The 21,332-nt window shown below is 63.1% G+C and carries 19 protein-coding genes; 13 read left to right on the top strand and 6 right to left on the bottom strand.

The window, feature by feature from the left end:
- Positions 1-7 precede the first annotated feature (7 nt).
- A complete protein-coding gene (locus BM438_RS36860) occupies positions 8-1,123 on the bottom strand; it encodes a nucleoside hydrolase (protein WP_093645030.1) in 1,116 nt (371 codons plus the stop codon).
- A gap of 5 nt (positions 1,124-1,128) precedes the next feature.
- A complete protein-coding gene (locus BM438_RS36855; protein WP_093644919.1) occupies positions 1,129-2,238 on the bottom strand; it encodes a porin in 1,110 nt (369 codons plus the stop codon).
- Positions 2,239-2,498: 260 nt separating this feature from the next.
- Between BM438_RS36855 and BM438_RS36850 the strand changes: the two genes are divergently transcribed.
- The 9 genes from BM438_RS36850 (at position 2,499) to BM438_RS36810 (ending at position 13,461) form a co-directional block, all read left to right on the top strand.
- Positions 2,499-3,560 (top strand): NAD(P)/FAD-dependent oxidoreductase, encoded by a 1,062-nt coding sequence (locus tag BM438_RS36850; protein ID WP_093644917.1) that lies wholly within the window; start codon positions 2,499-2,501, stop codon positions 3,558-3,560.
- Positions 3,561-3,749: 189 nt separating this feature from the next.
- Positions 3,750-4,187, top strand: coding sequence for a MarR family winged helix-turn-helix transcriptional regulator (locus BM438_RS36845; RefSeq protein ID WP_093644915.1), 438 nt, complete (start codon positions 3,750-3,752; stop codon positions 4,185-4,187).
- Positions 4,188-4,259: 72 nt separating this feature from the next.
- Complete coding sequence (locus tag BM438_RS36840) at positions 4,260-5,783, top strand: efflux transporter outer membrane subunit (RefSeq protein ID WP_093644913.1); 1,524 nt, start codon at positions 4,260-4,262, stop codon at positions 5,781-5,783.
- Positions 5,784-5,825: 42 nt separating this feature from the next.
- Positions 5,826-7,067, top strand: a complete 1,242-nt coding sequence (locus BM438_RS36835; RefSeq protein ID WP_093644911.1) for an HlyD/EmrA/EmrK family protein — start codon at positions 5,826-5,828, stop codon at positions 7,065-7,067.
- A gap of 79 nt (positions 7,068-7,146) precedes the next feature.
- Positions 7,147-8,709: a DHA2 family efflux MFS transporter permease subunit gene (locus BM438_RS36830; protein WP_093644909.1), complete on the top strand. Its 1,563-nt coding sequence runs from the start codon at positions 7,147-7,149 to the stop codon at positions 8,707-8,709.
- Positions 8,710-8,851: 142 nt separating this feature from the next.
- Positions 8,852-10,825, top strand: coding sequence for a PAS domain-containing hybrid sensor histidine kinase/response regulator (locus BM438_RS36825; RefSeq protein WP_093644907.1), 1,974 nt, complete (start codon positions 8,852-8,854; stop codon positions 10,823-10,825).
- Between the two features lie 183 nt (positions 10,826-11,008).
- Positions 11,009-12,184: an acyl-CoA/acyl-ACP dehydrogenase gene (locus tag BM438_RS36820; protein ID WP_093644905.1), complete on the top strand. Its 1,176-nt coding sequence runs from the start codon at positions 11,009-11,011 to the stop codon at positions 12,182-12,184.
- Between the two features lie 24 nt (positions 12,185-12,208).
- Positions 12,209-12,811 carry a class I SAM-dependent methyltransferase gene (locus tag BM438_RS36815; RefSeq protein ID WP_093644903.1) on the top strand — a complete coding sequence of 201 codons (603 nt, stop codon included), beginning with the start codon at positions 12,209-12,211 and terminating at the stop codon, positions 12,809-12,811.
- Entirely contained in the window at positions 12,808-13,461 is a 654-nt protein-coding gene (locus BM438_RS36810) for a glycosyltransferase family 2 protein (protein ID WP_093644901.1), read from the top strand. The genes BM438_RS36815 and BM438_RS36810 overlap by 4 nt, the downstream gene beginning before the upstream one ends.
- Positions 13,462-13,483: 22 nt before the next feature.
- On the opposite strand, the gene BM438_RS36805 is transcribed toward BM438_RS36810, so the two are convergent.
- Positions 13,484-14,881, bottom strand: a complete 1,398-nt coding sequence (locus BM438_RS36805) for an MFS transporter (RefSeq protein WP_093644899.1) — start codon at positions 14,879-14,881, stop codon at positions 13,484-13,486.
- 236 nt (positions 14,882-15,117) lie between these two features.
- Between BM438_RS36805 and BM438_RS45750 the strand changes: the two genes are divergently transcribed.
- The gene (locus tag BM438_RS45750; RefSeq protein ID WP_167378516.1) at positions 15,118-15,264 is read left to right on the top strand and encodes a hypothetical protein; all 147 of its coding nucleotides are present in this window, start codon (positions 15,118-15,120) and stop codon (positions 15,262-15,264) included.
- 103 nt (positions 15,265-15,367) lie between these two features.
- Here the strand turns inward: BM438_RS45750 and BM438_RS36800 are convergent, their stop codons facing one another.
- The 3 genes from BM438_RS36800 to BM438_RS45745 all read right to left on the bottom strand — a co-directional run bounded on the left by BM438_RS36800 (position 15,368) and on the right by BM438_RS45745 (position 16,433).
- The gene (locus tag BM438_RS36800) at positions 15,368-15,910 is read right to left on the bottom strand and encodes a PaaI family thioesterase (RefSeq protein ID WP_093644897.1); all 543 of its coding nucleotides are present in this window, start codon (positions 15,908-15,910) and stop codon (positions 15,368-15,370) included.
- A 126-nt stretch (positions 15,911-16,036) separates the two neighbouring features.
- The gene (locus BM438_RS46785) at positions 16,037-16,171 is read right to left on the bottom strand and encodes a hypothetical protein (protein WP_266226320.1); all 135 of its coding nucleotides are present in this window, start codon (positions 16,169-16,171) and stop codon (positions 16,037-16,039) included.
- A gap of 109 nt (positions 16,172-16,280) precedes the next feature.
- On the bottom strand, positions 16,281-16,433 hold the full coding sequence (locus tag BM438_RS45745) for a hypothetical protein (protein ID WP_167378515.1): 153 nt from the start codon (positions 16,431-16,433) through the stop codon (positions 16,281-16,283).
- 249 nt (positions 16,434-16,682) lie between these two features.
- Between BM438_RS45745 and mprF the strand changes: the two genes are divergently transcribed.
- The 3 genes from mprF to BM438_RS36785 all read left to right on the top strand — a co-directional run.
- Positions 16,683-19,235: a bifunctional lysylphosphatidylglycerol flippase/synthetase MprF gene (mprF, locus tag BM438_RS36795; protein WP_244179540.1), complete on the top strand. Its 2,553-nt coding sequence runs from the start codon at positions 16,683-16,685 to the stop codon at positions 19,233-19,235.
- Positions 19,232-20,497 (top strand): virulence factor family protein, encoded by a 1,266-nt coding sequence (locus BM438_RS36790; protein ID WP_093644893.1) that lies wholly within the window; start codon positions 19,232-19,234, stop codon positions 20,495-20,497. The genes mprF and BM438_RS36790 overlap by 4 nt, the downstream gene beginning before the upstream one ends.
- A 287-nt stretch (positions 20,498-20,784) precedes the next feature.
- A partial coding sequence (locus tag BM438_RS36785) for a pyridoxal-phosphate dependent enzyme (RefSeq protein WP_143131823.1) occupies positions 20,785-21,332 on the top strand: 548 nt, incomplete at its 3' end.

Raw genomic sequence — 21,332 nt, 5'->3', positions numbered from 1 at the left:
CGCCGGATCACGGCAGCGTGGCGAGCCGTGCGCGCAAGGCGGCATAAAAACCGTCCGCGTCGACTTCGGTGATCCAGGTCGCGTTCGGCTTGCGGCCGCTATGTCCGCTCCAGTCGACCACGGTTTCACCGAGCGTCCATTCGCCGACTGTCTCGATCATCACGTTGACCTCGCGTCCCTTGAACAGGGACGGCTCGATCAGGTAGCCCGTCGCGCAGGGGTCGTACATGGGCGCTTCTTCAATGCCCCGGCGTCCCTTCTGATAAGTGACTTCCGCGGCCATGATATCGGCAGCCATCGCGCCGCAGCGATTACCGAGCGCGCGAATCGGTGCGATCCGGGCCGGCGTGATCGGCGCTTTCACGGCGACGTCGCGCGGCAGCACGACGATCGGCACACCGCTCGCAAACACGACTTGCGCGGCCTGCGGGTCGACGTAGATGTTGAACTCGGCCGCGGGCGTGATGTTGCCGCGCTCAAAGAAGGCGCCGCCCATCAGCACGATTTCGCGGATGCCGTTGCGGATCTCCGGCGCTTCGGTGAACGCGGTGGCGAGGTTGGTCAGCGGCCCGAGCGCGCACAGCGTCACGCTACGCGGCGGCGCCGCGCGCAAGGTGTCGATCAGAAAAGCAACCGCGTGCTGCGACGCGAGAGGCGCGAGCGGTTCATGCAGCGGCACGCCTTCGAGCCCGGTCTTGCCGTGCACGTTGGCGGCCGTGATCAGTTCACGCGTGAGCGGGCGCGGGCAGCCGGCATAGACCGGCAGCGATTGCGTGCGCTCGGCCCAGTCGCGCACGATACGAGCGTTGCGTTCGGTGAGGTTGAGCGGCACGTTGCCCGCGACTGTCGTGATCGCGCGCACGTCGAGCCGGTCGCTCGCGCCGAGCGCGAACAGGATCGCAATCGCGTCATCCTGACCGGGATCGCAATCGATGATCACGCTGCGGCGCGCGCCGCTTTGCAAAGCGGAGGCATTTGAAGAGGCCGTGCCACTGGCCGCGTCAGCCGCTCCGGGGCCACTTGCAGCGGCGGCCAGCATCGGCCACGCCGAGGCGCCCGCAGCCAGTCCCACGGCCGTGCGCAAAAACGCGCGACGGTTCTGCGTTGGATCGAAGGAATTCATCATCGTCAGAACACGTGGCGCATGCCGACCGTCGTGATCATCTGACGGATGCCGGTGGATTGCGCATAGGCAAAAATCTGCGCGTGTTGCGCGTCGCCAGCAGCTTGCTGCGCGATCACCGTCAGCGCGACGTCGGTGCGTTTCGACAGGAAATAGTCGGCCTGCAGATTGACCTGATGCCATTTGGGGCTCGTGTTGATCACATCGTATTTGCCGTCAGTGAAGGCATACGCTGCGCCGAGAACGAGCGCGGGCGTCACGTGGTAATTCAGGTTCAGGTTGTAGTTCTGCAAACGCAGATGCGAACCGTCGAGATAATCGTAGCGGACATCGGTGAAGAGCGCTGCAAATTGCGCGGGGCCGACCGTATAGAAACCGCCGGTGCCGAAGATGCGCTGCTTGCTCGCGTACGCAGCCGGATGCAGCGCGCTCTTCGCGAAGATCAGCAGCGACGACGCGTAGTCGTTCGAAATCGCGCCGTCTGGATTGGTCGCGCTAAACGGGTTGTTGTACTGCGCGTAGACCACGCTCCACTTCAGCGGACCGTTCTCGTAACCGGCGCCGAAGCTGTACGCATTGTTGTTGGCGAAACCGGTGGCGTTGCTGAAGCCGTATTCGGCCGTGGCTTTCAGGCCGCGATAGTCGGGCGTCACGTACTTCACCGCATTCTGCACGCGGATGTCGTTATAGCCGTTGTCGTTGTCGCCGATGTTCACGCCGTTGCTCGCGATGATCACCGGGCCGACGTAGTCGTGCACCGTGTCGTACTGACGGCCGAAGGTCAACGTACCGTACGTCTTGCTGGCGAGCCCGACGAACGCCTGCCGGCCGAATTCGCGGCCGTTTTGCGACGCGGTGCCGGTCATCACGTTAAAGCCGTTTTCCAGCTGGAAGATCGCGGTCGTGCCGCCGCCCAGATCTTCGACGCCCTTCAAACCCCAGCGCGGGTTCTGGTTGGTCCCCGAGAGTGCCTGCCACGCGTTCTTGCCGCCCTGATTCGTCGCATAGCCGACGCCCGCCGAAATCAGGCCATACAGCGTCACGCTGCTTTGCGCATGGGCGGCGCTGGAGAGCGCGCCGACGATCGCGAGAGGGGCGAACTTGAGTAGTTTCATCGTGGTCCAGTAGCGGGAAAGGAGAGCGCCGAGCGGAGGGCGCATTCGAACTGGGCTCGACTATACGAAGCCGTCGGCTATAAAAATAATGTTGTTTTCTTATGATTCTATAAATTTAATCTATTCAACGAGCCCCCCGGTGGCCGCCGGAGGGCCGATGCCTGCTGAGCCCAAGCGTCCTTATCGCCTGTAATGGCATCGTTGCCGGGCCTCGGGCGATTCTGTATGGTGGATCATCGATCTACCCCATGAGACTCCGAATGACGTCCGCAACAGACCCGCTTTTGCAACCGCCTTCGCAACCGATTCGCTCCGATGTCCTGATTGTCGGCGCCGGGCCTGTCGGCCTTTTCGCCGCTTTCGAAGCCGGTGTAATCGGCCTGTCGTGCCAGATCGTCGATGGGCTCGACAAGGTGGGCGGGCAGTGCATCGAGCTCTATCCGGACAAGCCGATCTACGACATTCCCGCGATTCCCTCGTGTACCGCGCGCGAACTGGTCGAGCGTTTGATGGCGCAATGCAAACCGTTCGATGTGCCCATCCATCTTGAGCAAAAGGTCGAGTCGGTCGAGCAGCGCGACGACGGGCGCTGGACCGTGCGCACTGACCATGGCCTCGTATTCGACGTAGCCGCAATTCTGCTTGCCGCCGGCAACGGTGCGTTCGTGCCACAAAGACTGGCGCTGGCCGAAGCCGTGCCGCTGGAATCGCGTCACGTGCACTACAGCGTGCAACGTCTCGCCGATTTCGCTGGCAAGACAGTCGTGGTGGCCGGCGGCGGCGATTCCGCGCTCGACTGGGCGCTGGCACTGCGCAAGGTCGCGCGGCGCGTGACGCTAGTGCATCGTCGCAACGGCTTCAGTGCGGCCGATTCAAGCGTCGAGTCGATGCGGCGCGCGGTCGAGGCAGGGGAGATGGACTTCATCGTCGGCGCGATTTCGGGGCTCAACGTCGAGGGCGATACGCTGAAGTCGATCGCGCTGCGGCATATCGAAGGCGAAACGCAACTCGACACCGAGCACCTCGTCGTGCTGTACGGCCTGGTTGCCGATCTCGGGCCAATCGCGCAGTGGAATCTGTCGATTCACGGCGGCCGCGTCGACGTGGATACGTCCAACTACGAAAGCTCGCGGCCCGGCATCTTCGCGGTCGGCGACATCGCCAACTATCCGAACAAGCAGAAGCTGATTCTGTCCGGTTTTCACGAAGCGTCGCTGGCGCTGCGCAAGGCGTACACGTACGCCTATCCGGAGAAGAAGCGGGTGCACGTCCATTCCAGTTACGACGCGAAGCTGGCGGAAAAGGTCGGCGCGGCGGGCTGACCGGGGACAATAACCAACCGTTCAGCGGGCGCGGGAGACCGTGCTCCGCGGACGTCGGCCACGTGCCGTGCATTCGTCTGATCATCCTTGCCATCCCGTCTTGCGTTGAGAAATCTGACTTCTGCGAATTTAAATTTGACAGTATCTGACTTTGCAGATATATTGCTTCCAACCAGGAAGGAGCGACGCATGGAGCACTACACCCCGGAGAGTTTCGGTTTGACAAACAGCGTGGGATTCGCCATCAACAAGGCGCGCAACGTGTTGATTACGGAAATGGACGCCGCGCTCAAGGATCTGGATATCACCAGCCAGCAAATGGGCATCCTGCTGTCGTTGCGTCAGGACGTTGCAACCACGCCGTTCGAATTGTCCAAACATCTCGGTATCGACACGGGTTTGATGACCCGCATGCTCGACAAACTCGAGACCAAAGGTCTGCTGGAGCGCTCGCGCAGCATCGAGGACCGGCGCGTCGTCAACCTGAAGTTGACGAAGACCGGGGAGGGCGTCGCGGAGCAACTTCCGCGGATTGCGCCGACGGTGCTGAACGCGCGTTTGAGGAAATTCACCAAAACCGAATTTGAGGAATTGCGCCGCCTGCTGAACAAGTTTCTCGAAGACTAGCAAGCGACAAGGCAAACAGCGCTGCGAATGATTGCAGCCATTTTTTTACCCTAATATCTGACAGGTCAGCAAATGATATTGCAGCTAAATAGGCAGGCAGCCAGGTCACGCATCGCGAAGGCGGGCGTGACGGCAATCTTCGCGGCCACGCTGTCGGCTTGCGTGAACTACGCCGGCATCTCGAGCGACAAACAGATGGCGCAGCCGCACACCTACGCGACGCAACAAAGCCTCCCCGCGGATCACGGCCATTGGCCCGCCGCCGATTGGGCAGATCAGTTCGGCGACGCGCAACTGAAGGCCTTGCTTGTGGAAGCGCTGAAGGGCAATCCGTCGATCGAACAGGCCCGGGCACGCGTTGCCGCGGCCGCTGCGTATAGCGACACGGCAAAGGCCAGCACGATGCCGAAAGTCGGCGCCACCTATTCGTTCACGCGCCAGCAGTATTCGGGCACGGCGCTGGTGCCGCCGCCGTATGGCGGTTCATGGCAATCGGAGAACCAGGGCCTGTTATCCGCTTCCTATGATCTCGACTTGTGGGGCAAGAATCGCGAGGCGCTCAAGGCCTCGCTGTCTCAACTGCAGGCGAGCGAGGCGGATGCCGAAGTCGTCAGATTGTCGCTGACGTCCGCAACGGCACGGGCCTATAACCAGCTCGCCCGTCTGTACGCGTTACGCGACATCGCGCAGCAGGAGGTCACGCAACGCGAGCAGATCGACCGCATCACCGCCGGCCGCATTGCAACAGGGCTCGACACCCAGGTCGAGCGCAAGACGGCGCAAGCGAACCTCGCCACGAGTCGCGCGACGTTGGCGTCGCTCGACGGCAGCATCCTCACCACCCGTTATCAACTGGCCGCCTTGCTTGGCGCCGGCCCGGACCGTGGCCTCGCGATTGCGCGCCCAACGCTCGGAATCGGTGACGAAGTAAGTCTGCCGGACAACCTGCCTGCCGACCTGGTGAGCCGTCGTCCGGATCTGGTCGCCGCCAGATGGCGCGTCGACGCGCTCACGCATGACGTGAAGGAAGCCAAGGCCGAGTTCTACCCCGACATCAATCTGAGCGCCGCGATTGGTCTCGACGCGTTTGGCTTCGGCCGCTTCCTGACCGCAGCGAGCCGCACGGCATCGGCGGGTCCTGCGATCCATCTGCCGATCTTCGACGGCGGTCAGTTGCGCGCGCAACTGAAGGGCCGGTATGCCGACTTCGACTATGCCGTCGCGACGTATAACCAGACGCTCGTCACCGCGCTCTCAGAAGTCGCGACGCAACTCGCGCAAATCCGTTCGACCGACGAGCAACTCGGCGACGCGCAAGCCGCCCAGGAAGCCGCCCGCGGCGCCGATCAATTGGCGCTCACGCAGTACAAGGCCGGTCTTACGAATCAGCTGACGGTACTGAATGCCGACACCACGGCGCTCGCTGCCGACCAGCAGGTCGCGAATCTGAAGATGAACCGTCGCGATCAGCAGATTGCGCTGGCTGCTGCACTGGGCGGCGGCTATACCGACAACGCCGATTCGAGCGCACAGGGCAGCGTGGCCGCGTCGGCCACTTCGGCAGTACAAACCAACCCCGTCGTCGCCACCCGCTAAGACGCCATCGCGACGCTTTCACTTTCTGTCAGGACCCACAAAATGAGCGATACGATCACCACCAACCGCGAGACGGCGGACGCGGACCAGCCCCAGCAGGTGCGGGCGCCTGCGAAGCGCAAGCTGCTGCTTGCCTTGCTAGCAGCCACCGTCGTGTTGGCCGGCGCGGGTTACGGCGCCTACTACATCACGAACGGCCAGTACCATCAGTCGACCGACGATGCCTACGTCAACGGCAATCTCGTGCAATTGACGCCGCAAGTGAGCGGCACCGTGGTAGCGGTGAACGCCGACGACACGCAGATCGTCAAGCAGGGCGCACCCGTCGTGACGCTCGACAACGCCGATGCGAAAGTCGCGCTGTCGAACGCCGAAGCGACACTCGGCCAGACCGTGAGGCAAGTCAGCGGTCTCTACGTGAACAACGATTTCTACGCCGCGACCGTCGCGCAACGTCAGTCCGATCTCGCGCGCGCCGAAGACGACCTCAAGCGCCGCCAGGCCGTTGCCGAAACGGGCGCGGTATCCGGTGAGGACATCGCCCATGCGCGCGACGCCGTGAGCTCCGCACAAGCCGCGCTCGACGCCGCTCGTCAGCAGGCCGCAGCTAACCACGCGCTGACCGACCGCACGTCGGTCGAACTGCATCCGAACGTGCAGGCCGCCGCCTCGAAAGTGCGCGACGCGTACCTGAGTTACGCGCGCAACACGTTGCCCGCGCCGGTCACGGGCTATGTGGCGCGCCGCTCGGTGCAGGTCGGTCAACGCGTGGCCCCGGGCACGCCGTTGATGGCGCTCGTGCCGCTCGGCGGTGTGTGGGTCGATGCGAACTTCAAGGAAGGCCAGTTGAAACACATGCGCATTGGCCAGCCAGTCACGCTGACCGCCGATGTATATGGGTCAAGCGTCAAGTATCACGGCCACGTGGTCGGTTTCTCGGCGGGTACGGGCGCAGCATTCGCCGTGTTGCCCGCGCAGAACGCGACCGGCAACTGGATCAAAGTCGTCCAGCGTCTCCCGGCGCGAATCCAGCTCGACCAGAACGAACTCAACGCGCATCCGCTGCGGATCGGCCTGTCGATGCAAGTGGATGTCGAAACGCGTGACGAGTCGGGCACCCAACTGGGCGCGGCAATCAACACCACGTATCGCACGGACGTGTTCGCCCAGTACGGCGCCGACGCCGACGCCGAAATCGCCAGGATCATCGCGCAGAACATGCCATCGGCACGTGCTGTAGCGGCAAGCGCGACACCAAAGAACGCAGCACGGATAGCAGGTTGAACGGGCGATCTCCCGACGCCCGTTTTTTTAACCAATTAGCTGACAAGTCAGACATTAGCCTTCTTCGATAGGTGACGAAATGAATGGATCGCCCAACGCCGCAGCGCTCCCGCCTCTGACCGGCGGCAAGCTCGTGCTGGCGACGCTTGCCGTGGCATTGGCCACGTTTATGAACGTGCTTGATTCATCGATCGCGAACGTCGCGATTCCGACCATTGCGGGCAATCTTGGTGTGTCGGTGGACGAGGGGACGTGGGTGATTACGCTGTTCGCCGCGGCCAACGCGATTGCGATTCCGTTGACGGGCTGGCTCACGCAGCGCGTCGGGCAAATCAAACTGTTCGTGTGGGCAATTCTGTTGTTCGTCCTCTCGTCATGGTTGTGCGGCATAGCGCCGACCCTGCCGGTACTGCTCGCCGCGCGGATCGTGCAGGGTGCGGTGGCGGGGCCGTTGATTCCGCTGTCGCAAGCGATTCTGCTCGGCTCGTATCCGCGGGAAAAGAGCTCGCACGCTTTGGCGTTGTGGGCCATGACGGCGACGGTCGGCCCCATCGCCGGTCCGGCGCTCGGCGGCTGGATTACCGATAGCTACTCGTGGTCATGGATCTTCTACATCAATATTCCGGTAGGCCTCTTTGCAGCAGGCGTGACCTGGGCGATCTACCGCACGCGCGAAACCCCGACCAAGCGCTTGCCGATCGACAAGATAGGGCTGCTCTCGCTGATCGCATGGGTGGGCTCGCTGCAGATCATGCTCGACAAGGGCAAGGACCTCGACTGGTTCAATTCGCCCGTGATTGTCGCGCTGACCGTATTCGCGGCGATCAGTTTTCTGTTCTTTCTGATCTGGGAGTTGACCGAGAAGAATCCGATTATCGACTTGCGATTGTTTGGAGGGCGTAATTTTCTGGGCGGCACGATTGCGATTTCGGTGGCGTACGCGGTGTTCTTCTCCAACCTTGTTCTGTTGCCGCAGTGGATGCAGGAGTATCTGAGCTACCGCTCAGTGGACGCCGGTCTGGCTACCGCGCCGCTTGGCGTTTTTGCTGTAATTCTTGCTCCGGTAATGGCGAAGATCATGCCGAAGTCGGATGCGCGAGTGTTGGCAACGTTGGCGTTTCTCGGGTTCGCCGGCGTGTTTTTCATGCGCTCGCATTACACGACGGGCGTGGATACGTGGACCCTGGTTTTACCGACTCTGCTGCAAGGTATTCCGACCGCATTGTTCTTTGTGCCGCTGACGGCGATCATTCTTTCCGGCCTCACCCCCGACAAGATTCCGGCCGCCGCGGGATTGTCGAACTTTGCGCGGGTGTTTGCGGGAGCAGCGGGAACGTCGCTTGCTACTACGGGTTGGAATGACCGCACGATCTTGCATCATGCGCAGCTGGCCGAGCAGACAAGTGTGAACAATCCGACGTTCACTTCCGCGCTGGACGCCGCGCAAGCGGCGCTGGGCGGAAGCGCTTCTCAGGCGATGGCGTTCTTCGAACAGTCGATGAACGCACAGGCTGCGATGCTCGGTCTGAACGATATTTTCTGGCTTTCCGCCGTGATTTTCGTGGTGATCATTCCGTTGATCTGGTTGACGAAGCCGGACAAGGCCAGCGCGGCAGCGGCGGCTGGCGCCGGGGGGCATTGAGGGTCGAGTTCCGCGGCGTGGTCGTCGTCTGATTCAGCCCACTAACGTTGGTCAACGACGTTGGACAATGAGTGGGCAATACCCCAAACGTGGAGGTGAGCCAGTGTATGCTGCCTGAACATACCAATAGACGCTTTTCACCATGAACAAGACCGACGTCCAACCCGCAGGAGACAACGGCGAGACCGCTGACGAGCCGCCCGTGCTTCGTGCGAACGCGCCGGCTGAGGTCGATTACTGGTCGCTGGTCCAATCGATCGAAGACTACGCAATCTTCCTGCTGGATCCGAAGGGATATATCGTCAGCTGGAATGCCGGCGCGCAAAAACTGAAGGGCTACGCGGCGCACGAAATCATCGGCGAACACTTCTCGCGTTTCTACCCTGCGGAAGCCGTGGCGCGCGGCTGGCCCGCTTACGAGTTGCAGCAGGCCGCGCTGACTGGCCGCTTCGAGGACGAAGGCTGGCGGGTTCGCAAAGACGGTACGACCTTTTGGTGCAACGTGGTCATTACGGCGGTGCGCAACGAGTCGGGTGTGCTGACCGGCTTCGCCAAGATTACCCGCGATCTGACCACCCAGCGCGCGTTTGTGGAGGCGTTGCGACAGAGCGAGGAGCGCTTCCGTCTGTTGGTCGACAACGTGAAAGACTACGCGATTTTCATGCTCGATCCGGACGGCTATGTGGTGAGCTGGAACGCAGGCGCCGCGCGCATCAAAGGCTATACGCGCGACGAAATCATCGGCCAGCATTTCTCGAACTTCTACACGCGCGAAGAAGCCGCGGCCGGCAAACCCGCGCGCGAACTGGCGATCGCGAGGCAGCTCGGTCAGGTCGAAGACGAGGGCTGGCGCGTGCGCAAGGACGGCACGACCTTCTGGGCCAACGTCAACATCACCGCTGTGTATGACGAATCGAACCGGCTGCGTGGTTTCGCCAAGGTCACACGCGATCTGACCGAGCGCCGTGAGCGCGAAGAACTGGCGCGCTCCAGCGAGCGCATGCGCAAGTTTCTCGCGACCCTCGCGCACGAGTTGCGCAATCCGCTTGCGCCGGTGCGTAACGCGATCGGCGTGATGCAACTCGAAGCGGGCGTGAGTCCAACGCTGGCCCGCTCGCGCGATCTGATCGACCGCCAGGTCACGCACCTCACGCGTCTCGTCGACGATCTGCTCGACGTCGGCCGTATCATGTCGGACAAGGTCGAGTTGCGCCTCGCGCGCGTCGATCTGGCCGAAGTGGTGGCGCGTGCGATCGAAGCGGCACGGCCGTTTACCGATTCGCGGGAGCAAAGTGTGGGCACGCATATGCCGGTCGAGCCGCTGATCGTGCACGGTGACACGACGCGGCTCGTACAGGTGCTGCAAAACCTGCTGCATAACGCGTCGAAGTTTTCGCCGCCGGGCAGCCGCATCGAGATCTTCGGACGGGTCGATCATCAGATGGCCGTGCTGGAGGTGCGCGATCATGGCCGCGGCATTCCGGCACGTTCGCTCGATGCGATCTTCGAGCTGTTCGCGCAGGAAAAGGAAGGGCAAAGCCTCGGCGAAGGTGGCCTCGGCATCGGCCTCACACTGTGCAAATCGCTGGTCGAATTGCATGGCGGAAGCATCATCGCGAGCAGCGAGGGCGCGGGGTGCGGCAGCTCGTTCACGCTCAGTTTGCCGTTTGCCGCAGCGCTGCCCGCAGAGCAGGCCGATCAGGCCGACATGGCGGGAAACGCGGTGTCACCGTTGCGTATTCTGCTGGTGGACGACAATCGCGACTCCGCCGACAGCCTCGCCATGCTGCTCGAACTCAAAGGCCACGAGGTCCGCATTGCCTACGACGGCCCGCAGGCGCTTGCCGTTGCGCCGCGCCTCGTGCCCCACCTTGCCTTGATCGATCTTGCGATGCCAAAAATGGATGGTTACGCGACGCTCGAGGCATTGCGCGCAATGCCCACGCTGTCCGACACGGTGTTCGCCGCCATGACCGGCTTCGGTCACGCAAGCGATCGCGAACGGACCCAATCGGCTGGATTTCACGCCCACCTCGTCAAGCCGGTGGAACTCGCGCTATTCGAGGCGGTGTTGGAGCAGGCGGAAACGCGGCGCCGGCCGCGCGGTCCCGGCTAGCCGTCAACGCGCGCTTCCTCATACGAGTGCGCGGTGCGCCGTCCTTAGCGCGCTATAAGCCCTGAAATATTGCGGCGTGTCCCAGGTGTCAGACGCCTGCGGCACGCCGCTTGCTGTCGGTCTGCACGCGCTGCGGCTAGCAAAAGTCCGTGCGCACAGATCGAACAGATTCAGGGAGACGCGATGCTCGATACGCGTGATCGTACGGCCGGCGTGAGTGCGCGGCAGCCGGAAAAAATCAGCAGAACCCGCACTCGTGATCCTCATGCGGTACTCGCCGGGGAGGACGCTGCGCGTTCTGCCGAGCCGCTCGACAATTTTTTGCATGACAGGCATTTCGATGCGAGCGACCCTGCCGCACTGGGCGATGTTTTGCGCGCATTGATCCGGCGAGGCTACGACCGTTTGCCCTTCGCACCGTTGCCAGGACACGGGCAGACTCTCATGCGCTGGCGTACCCTGGCTGCGGTTGCGACGTGCGATCTCGGTCTGGTCAAACTGTTCGAAGGGCATACCGATGCGCTGGCGATTCTTGCCGAGTTGCACGGACCCACACCGCTTCTGGGTAGCCGCTGGGGGGTGTGGGCCGCGGAGCCGCCTGACGCGCGCGTGAAGGCCAGCAGTCGCGAGGCTCGTACTGAAACAGACGACGCCGGGCAACTGTATCTGAGCGGCACAAAAGCCTGGTGTTCGGGCGCGGGTGTAGTCAGTCACGCGCTCGTCACCGTTTGGCTCGACGATGAACCCGTGCTGGCGGCCGTCGCGATGGATCACGGCTCGATTTCGATCGACACATCGAAGTGGCAGGCGATCGGCATGCAGGCAACCGCTAGCGCAGACGTCACCTTCGATCAAACACCGGCCACACGCGTGGGCGCGGCCCATGCATACGTGCGCCGGCCGGGCTTCTGGCACGGCGGCGCCGGCATTGCCGCGTGCTGGTACGGCGCCGCCACGCAGATCGGCCGAACGTTGCGCGAAGCGTCCACGCAACGTGTCGACGCACATCGGCTCGCCCACCTCGGCGCGGTCGATGTCGCGTTGGCCGGCGCCGCAGCGGTGCTGCGCGAAACCGCCGCCCATATCGACGCGAACCCACAAGCCGACTCGCAGCGTGAAGTCATGCGCGCACGCCTCGTCGTTGAAGAAGCGGCGACAGCTGTGATGTGTCACGCCACGCGCACGCTCGGCGCGGGTCCGTTGTGCCGCGATGCGCGCTTCGCCCGCGCGCTGGCGGACCTGCCGGTGTTCCTGAGGCAAAGCCACGCCGAACGCGATCTTGCTGCGCTCGGCGAGTTGACCGTCAAGGCAAAGTTCGACGCCAACGCTGCAGACGGAGGTGCACCGTGGACGCTCTGACGCGATGCATGGAGGGCCGCTGACATGACCTCTACGGTGTACTTCGACGAACTCTACAAAGGCAGCGACGACCCGTGGAAGTTGCGCCAGGGCTGGTACGAGCGCCGCAAGCGTTCGCTCACGCTAGCGCTGTTGCCGCGTCCGCGTTATCGCAACGCGTTCGAGCCGGGCTGTGCGAACGGGGAACTGACGGCCGAACTCGCGACCCGCTGTGATGGGCTGCTTGCCGCCGATCTGCACGAAACAGCGGTGCGTCTTGCACGCGAACGTGTTGCCGGTATGCGGCAGGTTCGCGTCGAACAGTGCACGGTTCCGCACGAATGGCCGACCGCAACGGCGCCGTTCGACCTGATCGTCATCAGCGAATTTGCCTATTACCTTGATGCCGCGGACCTTGAAATGCTGGCCGCGCGCATCGCTGCATCGCTCACGCCGGACGGCACGCTGCTCGCTTGCCACTGGCGCCGTCCGTTTACTGAGGCGCTGGAGAATGCCGATACCGCGCACGCGTTGTTCGATGCGCGTTGTGGTCTATCACGTCTCGCGCATCACGACGAAGCCGATCTGTTGATCGACGTCTGGTCGCGCGACGCACGTTCGGTTGCACAGTGCGAGGGGCTTCTATGATCGGCGTAATCGTTCCGGCGCATAACGAAGAGGCGTTGCTGGCGCCTTGTCTTGCCGCGTTGATCGAAGCAGCGCGACACGCGGATCTGGCTGACGAGGTCGTGCGGCTTGTCGTCGTGCTCGACGCTTGCAGTGATTTTTCGGAGGCGATCGTGCGTGCTTACGGCGTCGAGACGTTGACGCTAAAGGCGCGCAATGTCGGTATCGCGCGTGCCACGGGCGCCGACTACCTGCTGGCGGACGGCGCTCGCTGGCTAGCCTTCACCGACGCCGACAGCCGCGTGTCACCAGGCTGGCTGGTCGCGCAGTTGTCGCTCGGAACGGACGCGGTGTGCGGCTCGATTGCCGTCGACGACTGGACCGCTCATCCGCATAGCGTGCGCGAATATTTTCGCAAGACCTATGTGGACGCGGACGGTCATCGCCACGTGCATGGCGCCAATCTCGGCGTCTCGGCCGAGGCGTATCGACGAGCCGGTGGCTTTCCACCGCTCACGTGCCGTGAAGACGTCGCGCTTGTCGACCGGTTGATCGAGACGGGGGCCAGCATCGCATGGAGCGCCGCACCGCGCGTGATCACGAGCGCGCGCACGGTGACCCGCGCACGCGATGGCTTCGGCGACACGCTCCTCGCGTGGGCGACGGGATAGACGCGGGGGATAAACGCGGGCGTTAGCCTCGACCGCCTCGCGAGATCTCTTCACCCGCGCGATGCGGCATGCGCAGCGTGACCGGAATCGACGCGAATGAGCACAGGCCCACGACCAGAAACGCGGGCCAGAAATCCGACCACATGATGCCCGGATGTCCGTGCAGCACGCGTGAAATCTGCAGCACGATACCGCCCACCGTCACGCCCAGGCCGAGCGACATCTGCTGCACGACGCTGCCGAGACTCGTGGCGCGGCCCACGTCACGGCTGGCGATTTCCGCGTAAGTCAGCGAGTTGAGACTCGTGAATTGCAGCGCGGGGAAGAAACCGCCGAGCAACACCACGAACCAGATGATCCAGGTCGGCGTGCCGGGGAAAAACAGTCCGCACGCCGCGATCGCAATGCCTGACAGCGCCGCGTTGACCACCAGCACCGAACGGAAGCCGAAGCGATGCAGCACGCGCGAGGCGAACGTACGCATGAACATGCCGCCGAACGCGGACGCACAGGTAATCAGGCCGGATTCGAACGCGCTCATGCCGTGTCCTTCCTGCAGCATCAGCGGCAGCAGAAAGGGCAACGCACCGAGGCCGATGCGAAACAGTGAGCCGCCGAGCACGCTCGCCTGAAAAGTCGGCACCTTGAAGAAGCGCAGATCGAGCAAGGGCATTTTGACGCGCTGGGCGTACGCGACGTAGACCACCAGCAGCGCCGCGCCGCTCGCACACATGCCGAACGCGTCCCGATTCGACATGAGTTCGCCGCCGACCAGCGACAGTCCGAGCAGAAGCAGCACAGCGCCGGCCGCCGACAGAAAAAAACCGATCCAGTCGAGCGGTCCCGGATCCGGTTCGCGCGTGTTGGCGATATACCGGTTGGTCAGATAGATACCGAGAATGCCGATCGGCACATTGATGAAGAAGATCAGGCGCCAGTGCAGATAGGTGGTGATGAAGCCGCCGAGCAGCGGTCCGGCCGCCGGTCCGAGCAGCGCCGGGACGCTCAGATAGTTCATCGCGCGGATGAAGTCGGACTTGTGCACCACCCGAAAGATGATGATCCGCCCGACCGGCACCATCATCGCGCCGCCGACGCCTTGCACGAAACGGGCGAGGGTGAAGGTGGGCAGGGAGTTCGACGCGGCGCACAGGAGCGATCCGGTCACGAAGATGCCGATCGCGGTGCGGAAAATCGTGCGCGCACCAAAACGGTCCGCGAGCCAGCCGCACACCGGGATAAACACACCGAGACCGAGCACATAGCTCGTCACCGCGATTTTCAGTGTGACCGGATCGCGCCCGAAGTCGCGCGCCATGACCGGCAAGGCGGTGACGATCACATTCGCATCGACGCTTTCCATGAACATCGCGCATGCGACGATAAGGGGCGCAATCAGGGCTTTCTGAACGACGGTCATGGAGGGGCGGGCGATCTGCGGCGGAAGGCCGCAGGCAAAGGCGACATTATTGCACCTGTACGGTGCGGATGGTTAATAGTGGAGCGCCTGATGCCGACCCTTTTCGAGATTGCGAGGATCGCGGATGTAACCGTCGCACAACATGCCGGCGAGATTATTGATATTTGTTGCGGTGCGGCACGAGAGGACTATAATCGGGTTATTGCCTAGGTATAAACCCTATACAGGAGTCCACCATGAACACCGCTTCCAACGCCGCTGTCCGCACTGCACCCGCCGCTAACACGTTTCTGGGCAAGCTCCGCGCACTGGCTCTGCACGCGCTGAACCTGCATTTGCAAAACTGCGCTGTGATCGCCGAAGCGCATCGCCGTCCGCAGTAAGCATCGCGACGCGCCAGTGTCAGCACGGGCGCTTGCATAGCCGGACTGCCGCCAGGTCACCGACCGTGGCAAGCAACCGGCGGTTTCGACCGTGACCGTATCGTTAGCGGCTCGGGATCTCGAACACCAGACAGGTCGTCGTGGCATGTGCGTAGAGCGTGCCGTCGGGGCCGACGAGGCGAGCTTCCGCCGTGGCCAGTTGCCGTCCGCAATGAATCACCTTGCCTTCGGCGCGCACGCGTTGCACGCGCGGCGTGACGGCTTTCACGTAATTCACGCTCAGCTCGGCGGTGGTGTAGCCGCGGCCCGGCGCCATCATCGTATGCACCGAGCAGCCTAGCGCCGAATCGAGCAGGGTGGCGATCCAGCCGCCGTGCACGGTGCCCAGTGGATTCAGATGCTGCTCGAGCGGGGTGCCCTGAAAGACCGCTTGCCCGGCACTGACTTCGACGATCGTAAAGTCGAGCGTGCGTGCAATCGCGGCGTAGGGCAGTTCCGCGTTCATCATCGCCTGCATGACTTCCAGACCGGTCTTGCCCGCCACCTGTTCGGGGCTTGCGACGCCGGGGCCCGGGCCGGCGTTAAGCGTCGCCAATACTTCCTGCTCGCGTGCGAGCCAGCGTTGCAGCTGTTGTTCGTTCGTCAATCCGTGTCTCCTGTCCTGAGGGAAGCGTGCTTCGGAATCGATGCATCGTCATCGATTAGAGCACCAAACCGCTTCAGGACGCTGGAGGGCTACCTCTGGATTGCCGGCACGCGCCGAGCCCGTGCGTCACTTCCTGATACGCGATGCAACCACGCGCTGCATTCTGGTCGCTCGCGCGGACAACGCGCTCATCAGAAGCGCCATCGATACCAACCCGACCAGATACACACCGGCCATCACCCAATCCTGATCTGCCATCATCGTTCTCCTTCAGTTGCCACCATTTCCGCCGCGAAAACCAACATTGCGCCGTGCTATTGATCTCGATTACGGCACGCGACGCGAAAATCTTGATGGAGCGAATCAGCCTTTAAAACGGTGCGCGATCGAGCGATATCGACGCCACGTCGAATCTTTGTCTCGCGATCTTCCGTAAGCGTTTAAAATCCACCCCCTTGTCGAGCACAGCGGTCCTCATCAGCACGCCAAGCCAATCGGCAATATCGACCGTTTTATCGGCCATATCGCTCTGCCATACGCTCCGTCATGCGGTGAAGTGCGTTCCGCCTCAATGACCGGCCCAGGTTAAAACCCGACGAATTCACTGGCATTGGCTGACACTGTCAACCTTTTCAACACTTTGCCGTTATCCATTTGTAATCGCCAAAGTAAGGCGACGCCGTGACAGACGACCCGTCGCCACGACAGCTCTCGAAGGTCCGCATTGACCATGTTCCACCGATATAACTACAAATTCGACCAGCCAGGCGCGATGTTCGACCGTATATCGAAGACGCTTGGCAAGCGGAGCATCCTCTCGCCCTTGCTCGCGCTCGTTATTTGCGGGCTGCTGCTGCTCGTCTTGCAACATCTTTCACAAGCGGTCGACTATCGTTCGATCATGCGCCAGCTGCGTCACCTGACGGCAGGTGAGTGGGCCGCGGCGCTCGGCGCGACCACGCTCAGCTATATCGCGCTAATCGGGCGGGACGCGGTCGGTTTGCGCTACCTCGGTGTGGCGGTGCCGCGCGCGGCATTGTGGATTGGCGCGACCGCGGGCTCCGCGCTCGGCAATGCGACCGGCTTCGGGGCGCTGACGGGCGGCGCCGTGCGCGTGCGCGTCTACGGTGTGTCAAACGTCACGCCGGCACAGATCGGCCGCATGACCGTGTTCACGAGCGTCTCGCTGGCGCTCGCACTGGTGTTGATGACGGCGCTCGGCATGGTGTGCCTCGCCGACTCGTTGGCGACGATGCTGCATCTGCCGCCGCTCACGCTGCGCTGGAGCGGCGCGGCGTTGCTCGTCGTGCTCGGATTCGGGGCCGCGGCCTGCCGCCGCGACACGCGCCCGATCCGCACGCGCTGGCAGTGGCTGTCATTCGATATCCCGGCGCGCCGCGATCTGCTCGCGCAAGTGGCCCTCGCCGTGCTCGACGTGGTGGCTGCGGGTCTCGCGCTGTGGGCGCTGCTGCCGCACGCGGACGTCAGCTTCGTGACCTTCATCACCGTCTATGCCGCCGCGATGCTGCTCGGCATGATCGGCCACACCCCCGGCGGTGTCGGCGTGTTCGAAGCCGCGATGGTGTTCACGCTGAACGGCAGCGTGCAAACGCATCAGATGGTCGCCGCGCTGCTCGCTTATCGCGCGATTTACTTCGGCGTGCCGCTGATCGTTTCGGCCGCGCTGCTCGCCGGCTTCGAAGGCCGTGCGCTGAAAAGCCGCCTGCCGCTGCGGCATGCGGCAGGTGCGTACAAACTCGCGCCGCTGTTCCTGAGCCTGGTGACTTTCGTCGTGGGCGGCATGCTGGTGATTTCCAGCGCGACCCCCGCGTTCTGGCAGCGCATCCGGATTCTGCGCGACGTGCTGCCGCTGTGGGTGCTCGAAAGCTCGCAGATGCTGTGCAGCGTGCTCGGCGTGCTGCTGTTGTTCGTCGCGCGCGGTTTGCTGCGGCGTCTGGATGCCGCGTGGTGGATGACCTTGCTGCTGGCGGTGCTGAGCCTCGCGCTCTCGCTCACCAAGGGTCTCGCGTTCGTGGAAGCGAGCGTGCTTGGCATGCTGATCGCGCTGCTGTTGTCCACGCGCCGCCGTTTCAACCGTCATTCGTCGCTGTTTGCCGAGCGCTTTACGGCGGGTTGGCTGGTGTCGGTGGCGATGGTGCTCGCGCTTGCCGTGTGGGTGATGCTGTTTGCGTTCCGCGACGTGCCGTACACGCGCGACCTGTGGTGGCAATTCGCTTTCGACGAGCGCGCACCGCGTGCGCTGCGCGCGACCCTGGCCGCCAGCCTGTTCGCCGCCACTTTTTCCTTCTGGCAGTTACTGCGCCCCGCGGCAGGCCGTTTCGTCATGCCCGCTCCGCAGGATCTGCAGGACGCGGCGCGCATTGTGCGCGCCCAGGAGCGCAGCGACGCCGGCCTCGCGCTGATGGGAGACAAGAGCTTCCTCTTTTCCGAATCGCGCGAAGCCTTCCTGATGTACGCAAAAAATGGCCGCACGTGGGCCGCGCTTCACGATCCGGTTGGACCGCGCGAGGAGTGGGCCGGCCTGATCAGCAAGTTCGTCGCGCTTGCGCATGCGCACGGCGGCCGCGCCGCGTTTTATCAGGTGCGCGCCAATGCCTTGCCGCTTTATCTCGATGCCGGCCTCACGCTGATGAAGCTCGGCGAAGAAGCCCACGTGGTGCTCGACGATTTCGACCTGAAGGGCTCGCATCGCGCGCATCTGCGCTATGCGCTCAAGCGCGGTGAACGTGACGGCTTTACCGTCGAAGTGATCGATCAGACCGATGTGCCTGCGTCGCTCGAGACGTTGCGCGAGATTTCCGACGGCTGGCTCGATAGCCGCGACGCGCGCGAAAAGAGTTTCTCGGTGGCGGCGTTTACCGACGAATACCTTGCGGCGCAATCCGTGATGCTGGTGCGCCAGAACGGCGAGCCGGCCGCGTTCGTGACTTTCATGACGACCGATATGAACACCGAAGCGACGGTCGGCGTGATGCGGCACGTGGAAAGCGCGTCTCCGTATGCGATGGAATATCTGTTCACCCAGCTGGCGCTGCATCTGAAGCAGGCGGGGTTCCGCTCGCTCAGTCTCGGCATTGCGCCGCTCTCCGGCATGCAGCCGACACCGCTCGCGTCGCGCTGGCATCGGCTGGCGGGCATCGTGTGGCGCTTCGGCGGCCGCTTCTATAACTTCCGCGGTCTGCGCGCTTTCAAGAGCAAGTTCCAGCCGCATTGGGAGCCGCGCTATCTCGCGGCGTCAGGTTCGATGGGCGTGTTCTTCACGCTCGCGGACCTGTCATTGCTGGCAGGAGGCCGGCGTTCATGACATTGCATCCGTTTTTCAGGCTCGCCGTTGCGGCGGGCCTCGTTGTTGGCAGCACGGCCGCTTTGGCGGCAACCACCACCGTGTCCGGCGGCCGTTATGGCGACGTGACGGTGACGCAGCCGACCGGTCCCTTGCGTGGTTTCGTGGTGCTTTACTCCGCAGCCAGCGGCTGGAGTGCCGCCGACCAGCAAACCGCCGATGCGCTGGCCAAGGCCGGGGCGTTGACCGTCGGCGTGGATACGGCGCGCTACGCGGCCAATCTGAGCGCGAAAAAGGAAGCCTGCCATCAACTGGTAGGCGACGCTGAAGCCTTGAGCCATCAACTCGAACGGCAATCGCAATCGAGCCGTTATTTCGCGCCGATCGTCGCGGGTACGGGGCAGGGCGCGACGCTGGCGATGCATGTGCTCGAACAGGCGCCGTCGAATACGGTTGCCGGCGCGGTCTCGGTCGATGCGGAGCGCACGCTGGATTCGCGCTTCCAACCGTGCCCGCCGGACCCGACGATCATCCGCGACAAGGTGCCGGGCTTCGTCGAAAAGGCGACCCCTGGCAACGGCGATCGCACGCGGCTTGTTGCCATGGTCGCGCCGCATTTGCAGACAGCGTCGACGAATGACGACGACGTCTCCGATCTGCCGCTGATCGAATTGCCCGCAGCGCATCCGAACGGCCTCATGGCGATCGTGATTTCCGGCGACGGCGGCTGGCGCGATCTCGACAAGACCATCTCGCTCGCCTTGCAGAAAGACGGTGTGTCGGTGATCGGCATCGACAGCCTCCGTTACTTCTGGAGCGAAAAGACTCCGGCGCAGACGAGTCGCGATCTCGCGCGCGTGATGCAGACTTATGGCGCGCGCTGGCATGCGGAGCATATTGCGCTCGTCGGCTATTCGTTCGGCGCCGATGTGATGCCGTTCGCCTATAACCGCCTGCCTGAAGCGCTGCGCGCGAAAGTGTCGCTGATTGCGTTGCTCGGTTTCGCGCCCGACGCCGATTTCCAGATTCGCGTGGGCGGTTGGCTCGGTATGCCGGCGAGCGACAAAGCCTTGAAGGTGCAGCCGGAATTTGCACGCGTACCGCCCACGATCGTGCAGTGCTTCTACGGTGAAGACGAGAAGGACACCTTGTGTCCGGCGTTGGCCAACACCGGCGTCGAGGTGATTCGTACCTCGGGCGACCATCACTTCGGCCGCGACTACAATGCGCTGGAGCGGCGCATTCTGGACGCTTTCAGGAAGCAAAGCGGCGTGCGTAATTAAGGATGCTGCGCGGCGCGGCCTCCCTCGCGCGGCCTCTAGACCACGCTGCCCGATGTAACGAACAGGGATTGACAAAGCCAGTCAAGTCAACGAAGATCGAACGCATGAACTGCCTCGACATCCGTATTGCGCTGATTATTAGCACCATTCATCGAATGGTGGGTTAGCGCGCGTCTGATACGCAGTGACAAAAACCCGCCCCACGAGGCGGGTTTTTTTATGTCCGCTTTCTGCCTGCCTCCTGGTGATCTCTTTGATGATTTGTCCTTGCCGCACAGGAGCATGCCTTGCCGTTACACGAACTCAAACAGGTCGCGGAAGCCGCTGATAGCGTCGCCTTGCGCCACGACTACCTGAAAAAAACCCTGACCGCGCGCGTCTACGACGTGGCCCGCGAGACCGAACTCGAACGCGCGCCGAATCTGTCGGCACGGCTGCGCAATCCGGTTTATCTGAAGCGTGAGGACAACCAGCCGGTGTTCTCATTCAAGGTGCGCGGCGCGTACAACAAGATGGCGCATATTCCGGCGGACGCGCTGGAGCGGGGCGTCATTACCGCGTCGGCGGGCAATCACGCGCAGGGTGTGGCGTTGTCGGCGGCCCGCATGGGCGTGAAGGCGATCATCGTGGTGCCCGTCACGACCCCGCAGGTGAAGGTCGATGCGGTACGCGCGCATGGCGGCGCGACGGTCGAAGTCGTGCAGTTTGGCGAGTCCTATAGCGATGCGTACGGGCACGCGGTGAAGCTGCAGGAAGAACGCGGCCTGACGTTCGTCCACCCGTTCGACGATCCGTACGTGATCGCCGGCCAGGGCACGGTCGCGATGGAAATTCT

The organism is Paraburkholderia aspalathi (genome assembly GCF_900116445.1).
Taxonomy (GTDB): Bacteria; Pseudomonadota; Gammaproteobacteria; order Burkholderiales; family Burkholderiaceae; genus Paraburkholderia; species Paraburkholderia aspalathi.
Note: the sequence above shows the minus strand (reverse complement) of the source record. Positions and strands in the feature narration are given on the sequence as shown.

What these genes read in the sequence shown, in the direction of transcription:
- BM438_RS36860 (WP_093645030.1), bottom strand. Translation starts at nt 1,123, where the DNA reads ATGAATTCCTTCGATCCAACGCAGAACCGTCGCGCGTTTTTGCGCACG.
- BM438_RS36855 (WP_093644919.1), bottom strand. Translation starts at nt 2,238, where the DNA reads ATGAAACTACTCAAGTTCGCCCCTCTCGCGATCGTCGGCGCGCTCTCC.
- BM438_RS36850 (WP_093644917.1), top strand. Translation starts at nt 2,499, where the DNA reads ATGACGTCCGCAACAGACCCGCTTTTGCAACCGCCTTCGCAACCGATT.
- BM438_RS36845 (WP_093644915.1), top strand. Translation starts at nt 3,750, where the DNA reads ATGGAGCACTACACCCCGGAGAGTTTCGGTTTGACAAACAGCGTGGGA.
- BM438_RS36840 (WP_093644913.1), top strand. Translation starts at nt 4,260, where the DNA reads ATGATATTGCAGCTAAATAGGCAGGCAGCCAGGTCACGCATCGCGAAG.
- BM438_RS36835 (WP_093644911.1), top strand. Translation starts at nt 5,826, where the DNA reads ATGAGCGATACGATCACCACCAACCGCGAGACGGCGGACGCGGACCAG.
- BM438_RS36830 (WP_093644909.1), top strand. Translation starts at nt 7,147, where the DNA reads ATGAATGGATCGCCCAACGCCGCAGCGCTCCCGCCTCTGACCGGCGGC.
- BM438_RS36825 (WP_093644907.1), top strand. Translation starts at nt 8,852, where the DNA reads ATGAACAAGACCGACGTCCAACCCGCAGGAGACAACGGCGAGACCGCT.
- BM438_RS36820 (WP_093644905.1), top strand. Translation starts at nt 11,009, where the DNA reads ATGCTCGATACGCGTGATCGTACGGCCGGCGTGAGTGCGCGGCAGCCG.
- BM438_RS36815 (WP_093644903.1), top strand. Translation starts at nt 12,209, where the DNA reads ATGACCTCTACGGTGTACTTCGACGAACTCTACAAAGGCAGCGACGAC.
- BM438_RS36810 (WP_093644901.1), top strand. Translation starts at nt 12,808, where the DNA reads ATGATCGGCGTAATCGTTCCGGCGCATAACGAAGAGGCGTTGCTGGCG.
- BM438_RS36805 (WP_093644899.1), bottom strand. Translation starts at nt 14,881, where the DNA reads ATGACCGTCGTTCAGAAAGCCCTGATTGCGCCCCTTATCGTCGCATGC.
- BM438_RS45750 (WP_167378516.1), top strand. Translation starts at nt 15,118, where the DNA reads ATGAACACCGCTTCCAACGCCGCTGTCCGCACTGCACCCGCCGCTAAC.
- BM438_RS46785 (WP_266226320.1), bottom strand. Translation starts at nt 16,171, where the DNA reads ATGATGGCAGATCAGGATTGGGTGATGGCCGGTGTGTATCTGGTCGGG.
- BM438_RS45745 (WP_167378515.1), bottom strand. Translation starts at nt 16,433, where the DNA reads ATGGCCGATAAAACGGTCGATATTGCCGATTGGCTTGGCGTGCTGATG.
- mprF (WP_244179540.1), top strand. Translation starts at nt 16,683, where the DNA reads ATGTTCGACCGTATATCGAAGACGCTTGGCAAGCGGAGCATCCTCTCG.
- BM438_RS36790 (WP_093644893.1), top strand. Translation starts at nt 19,232, where the DNA reads ATGACATTGCATCCGTTTTTCAGGCTCGCCGTTGCGGCGGGCCTCGTT.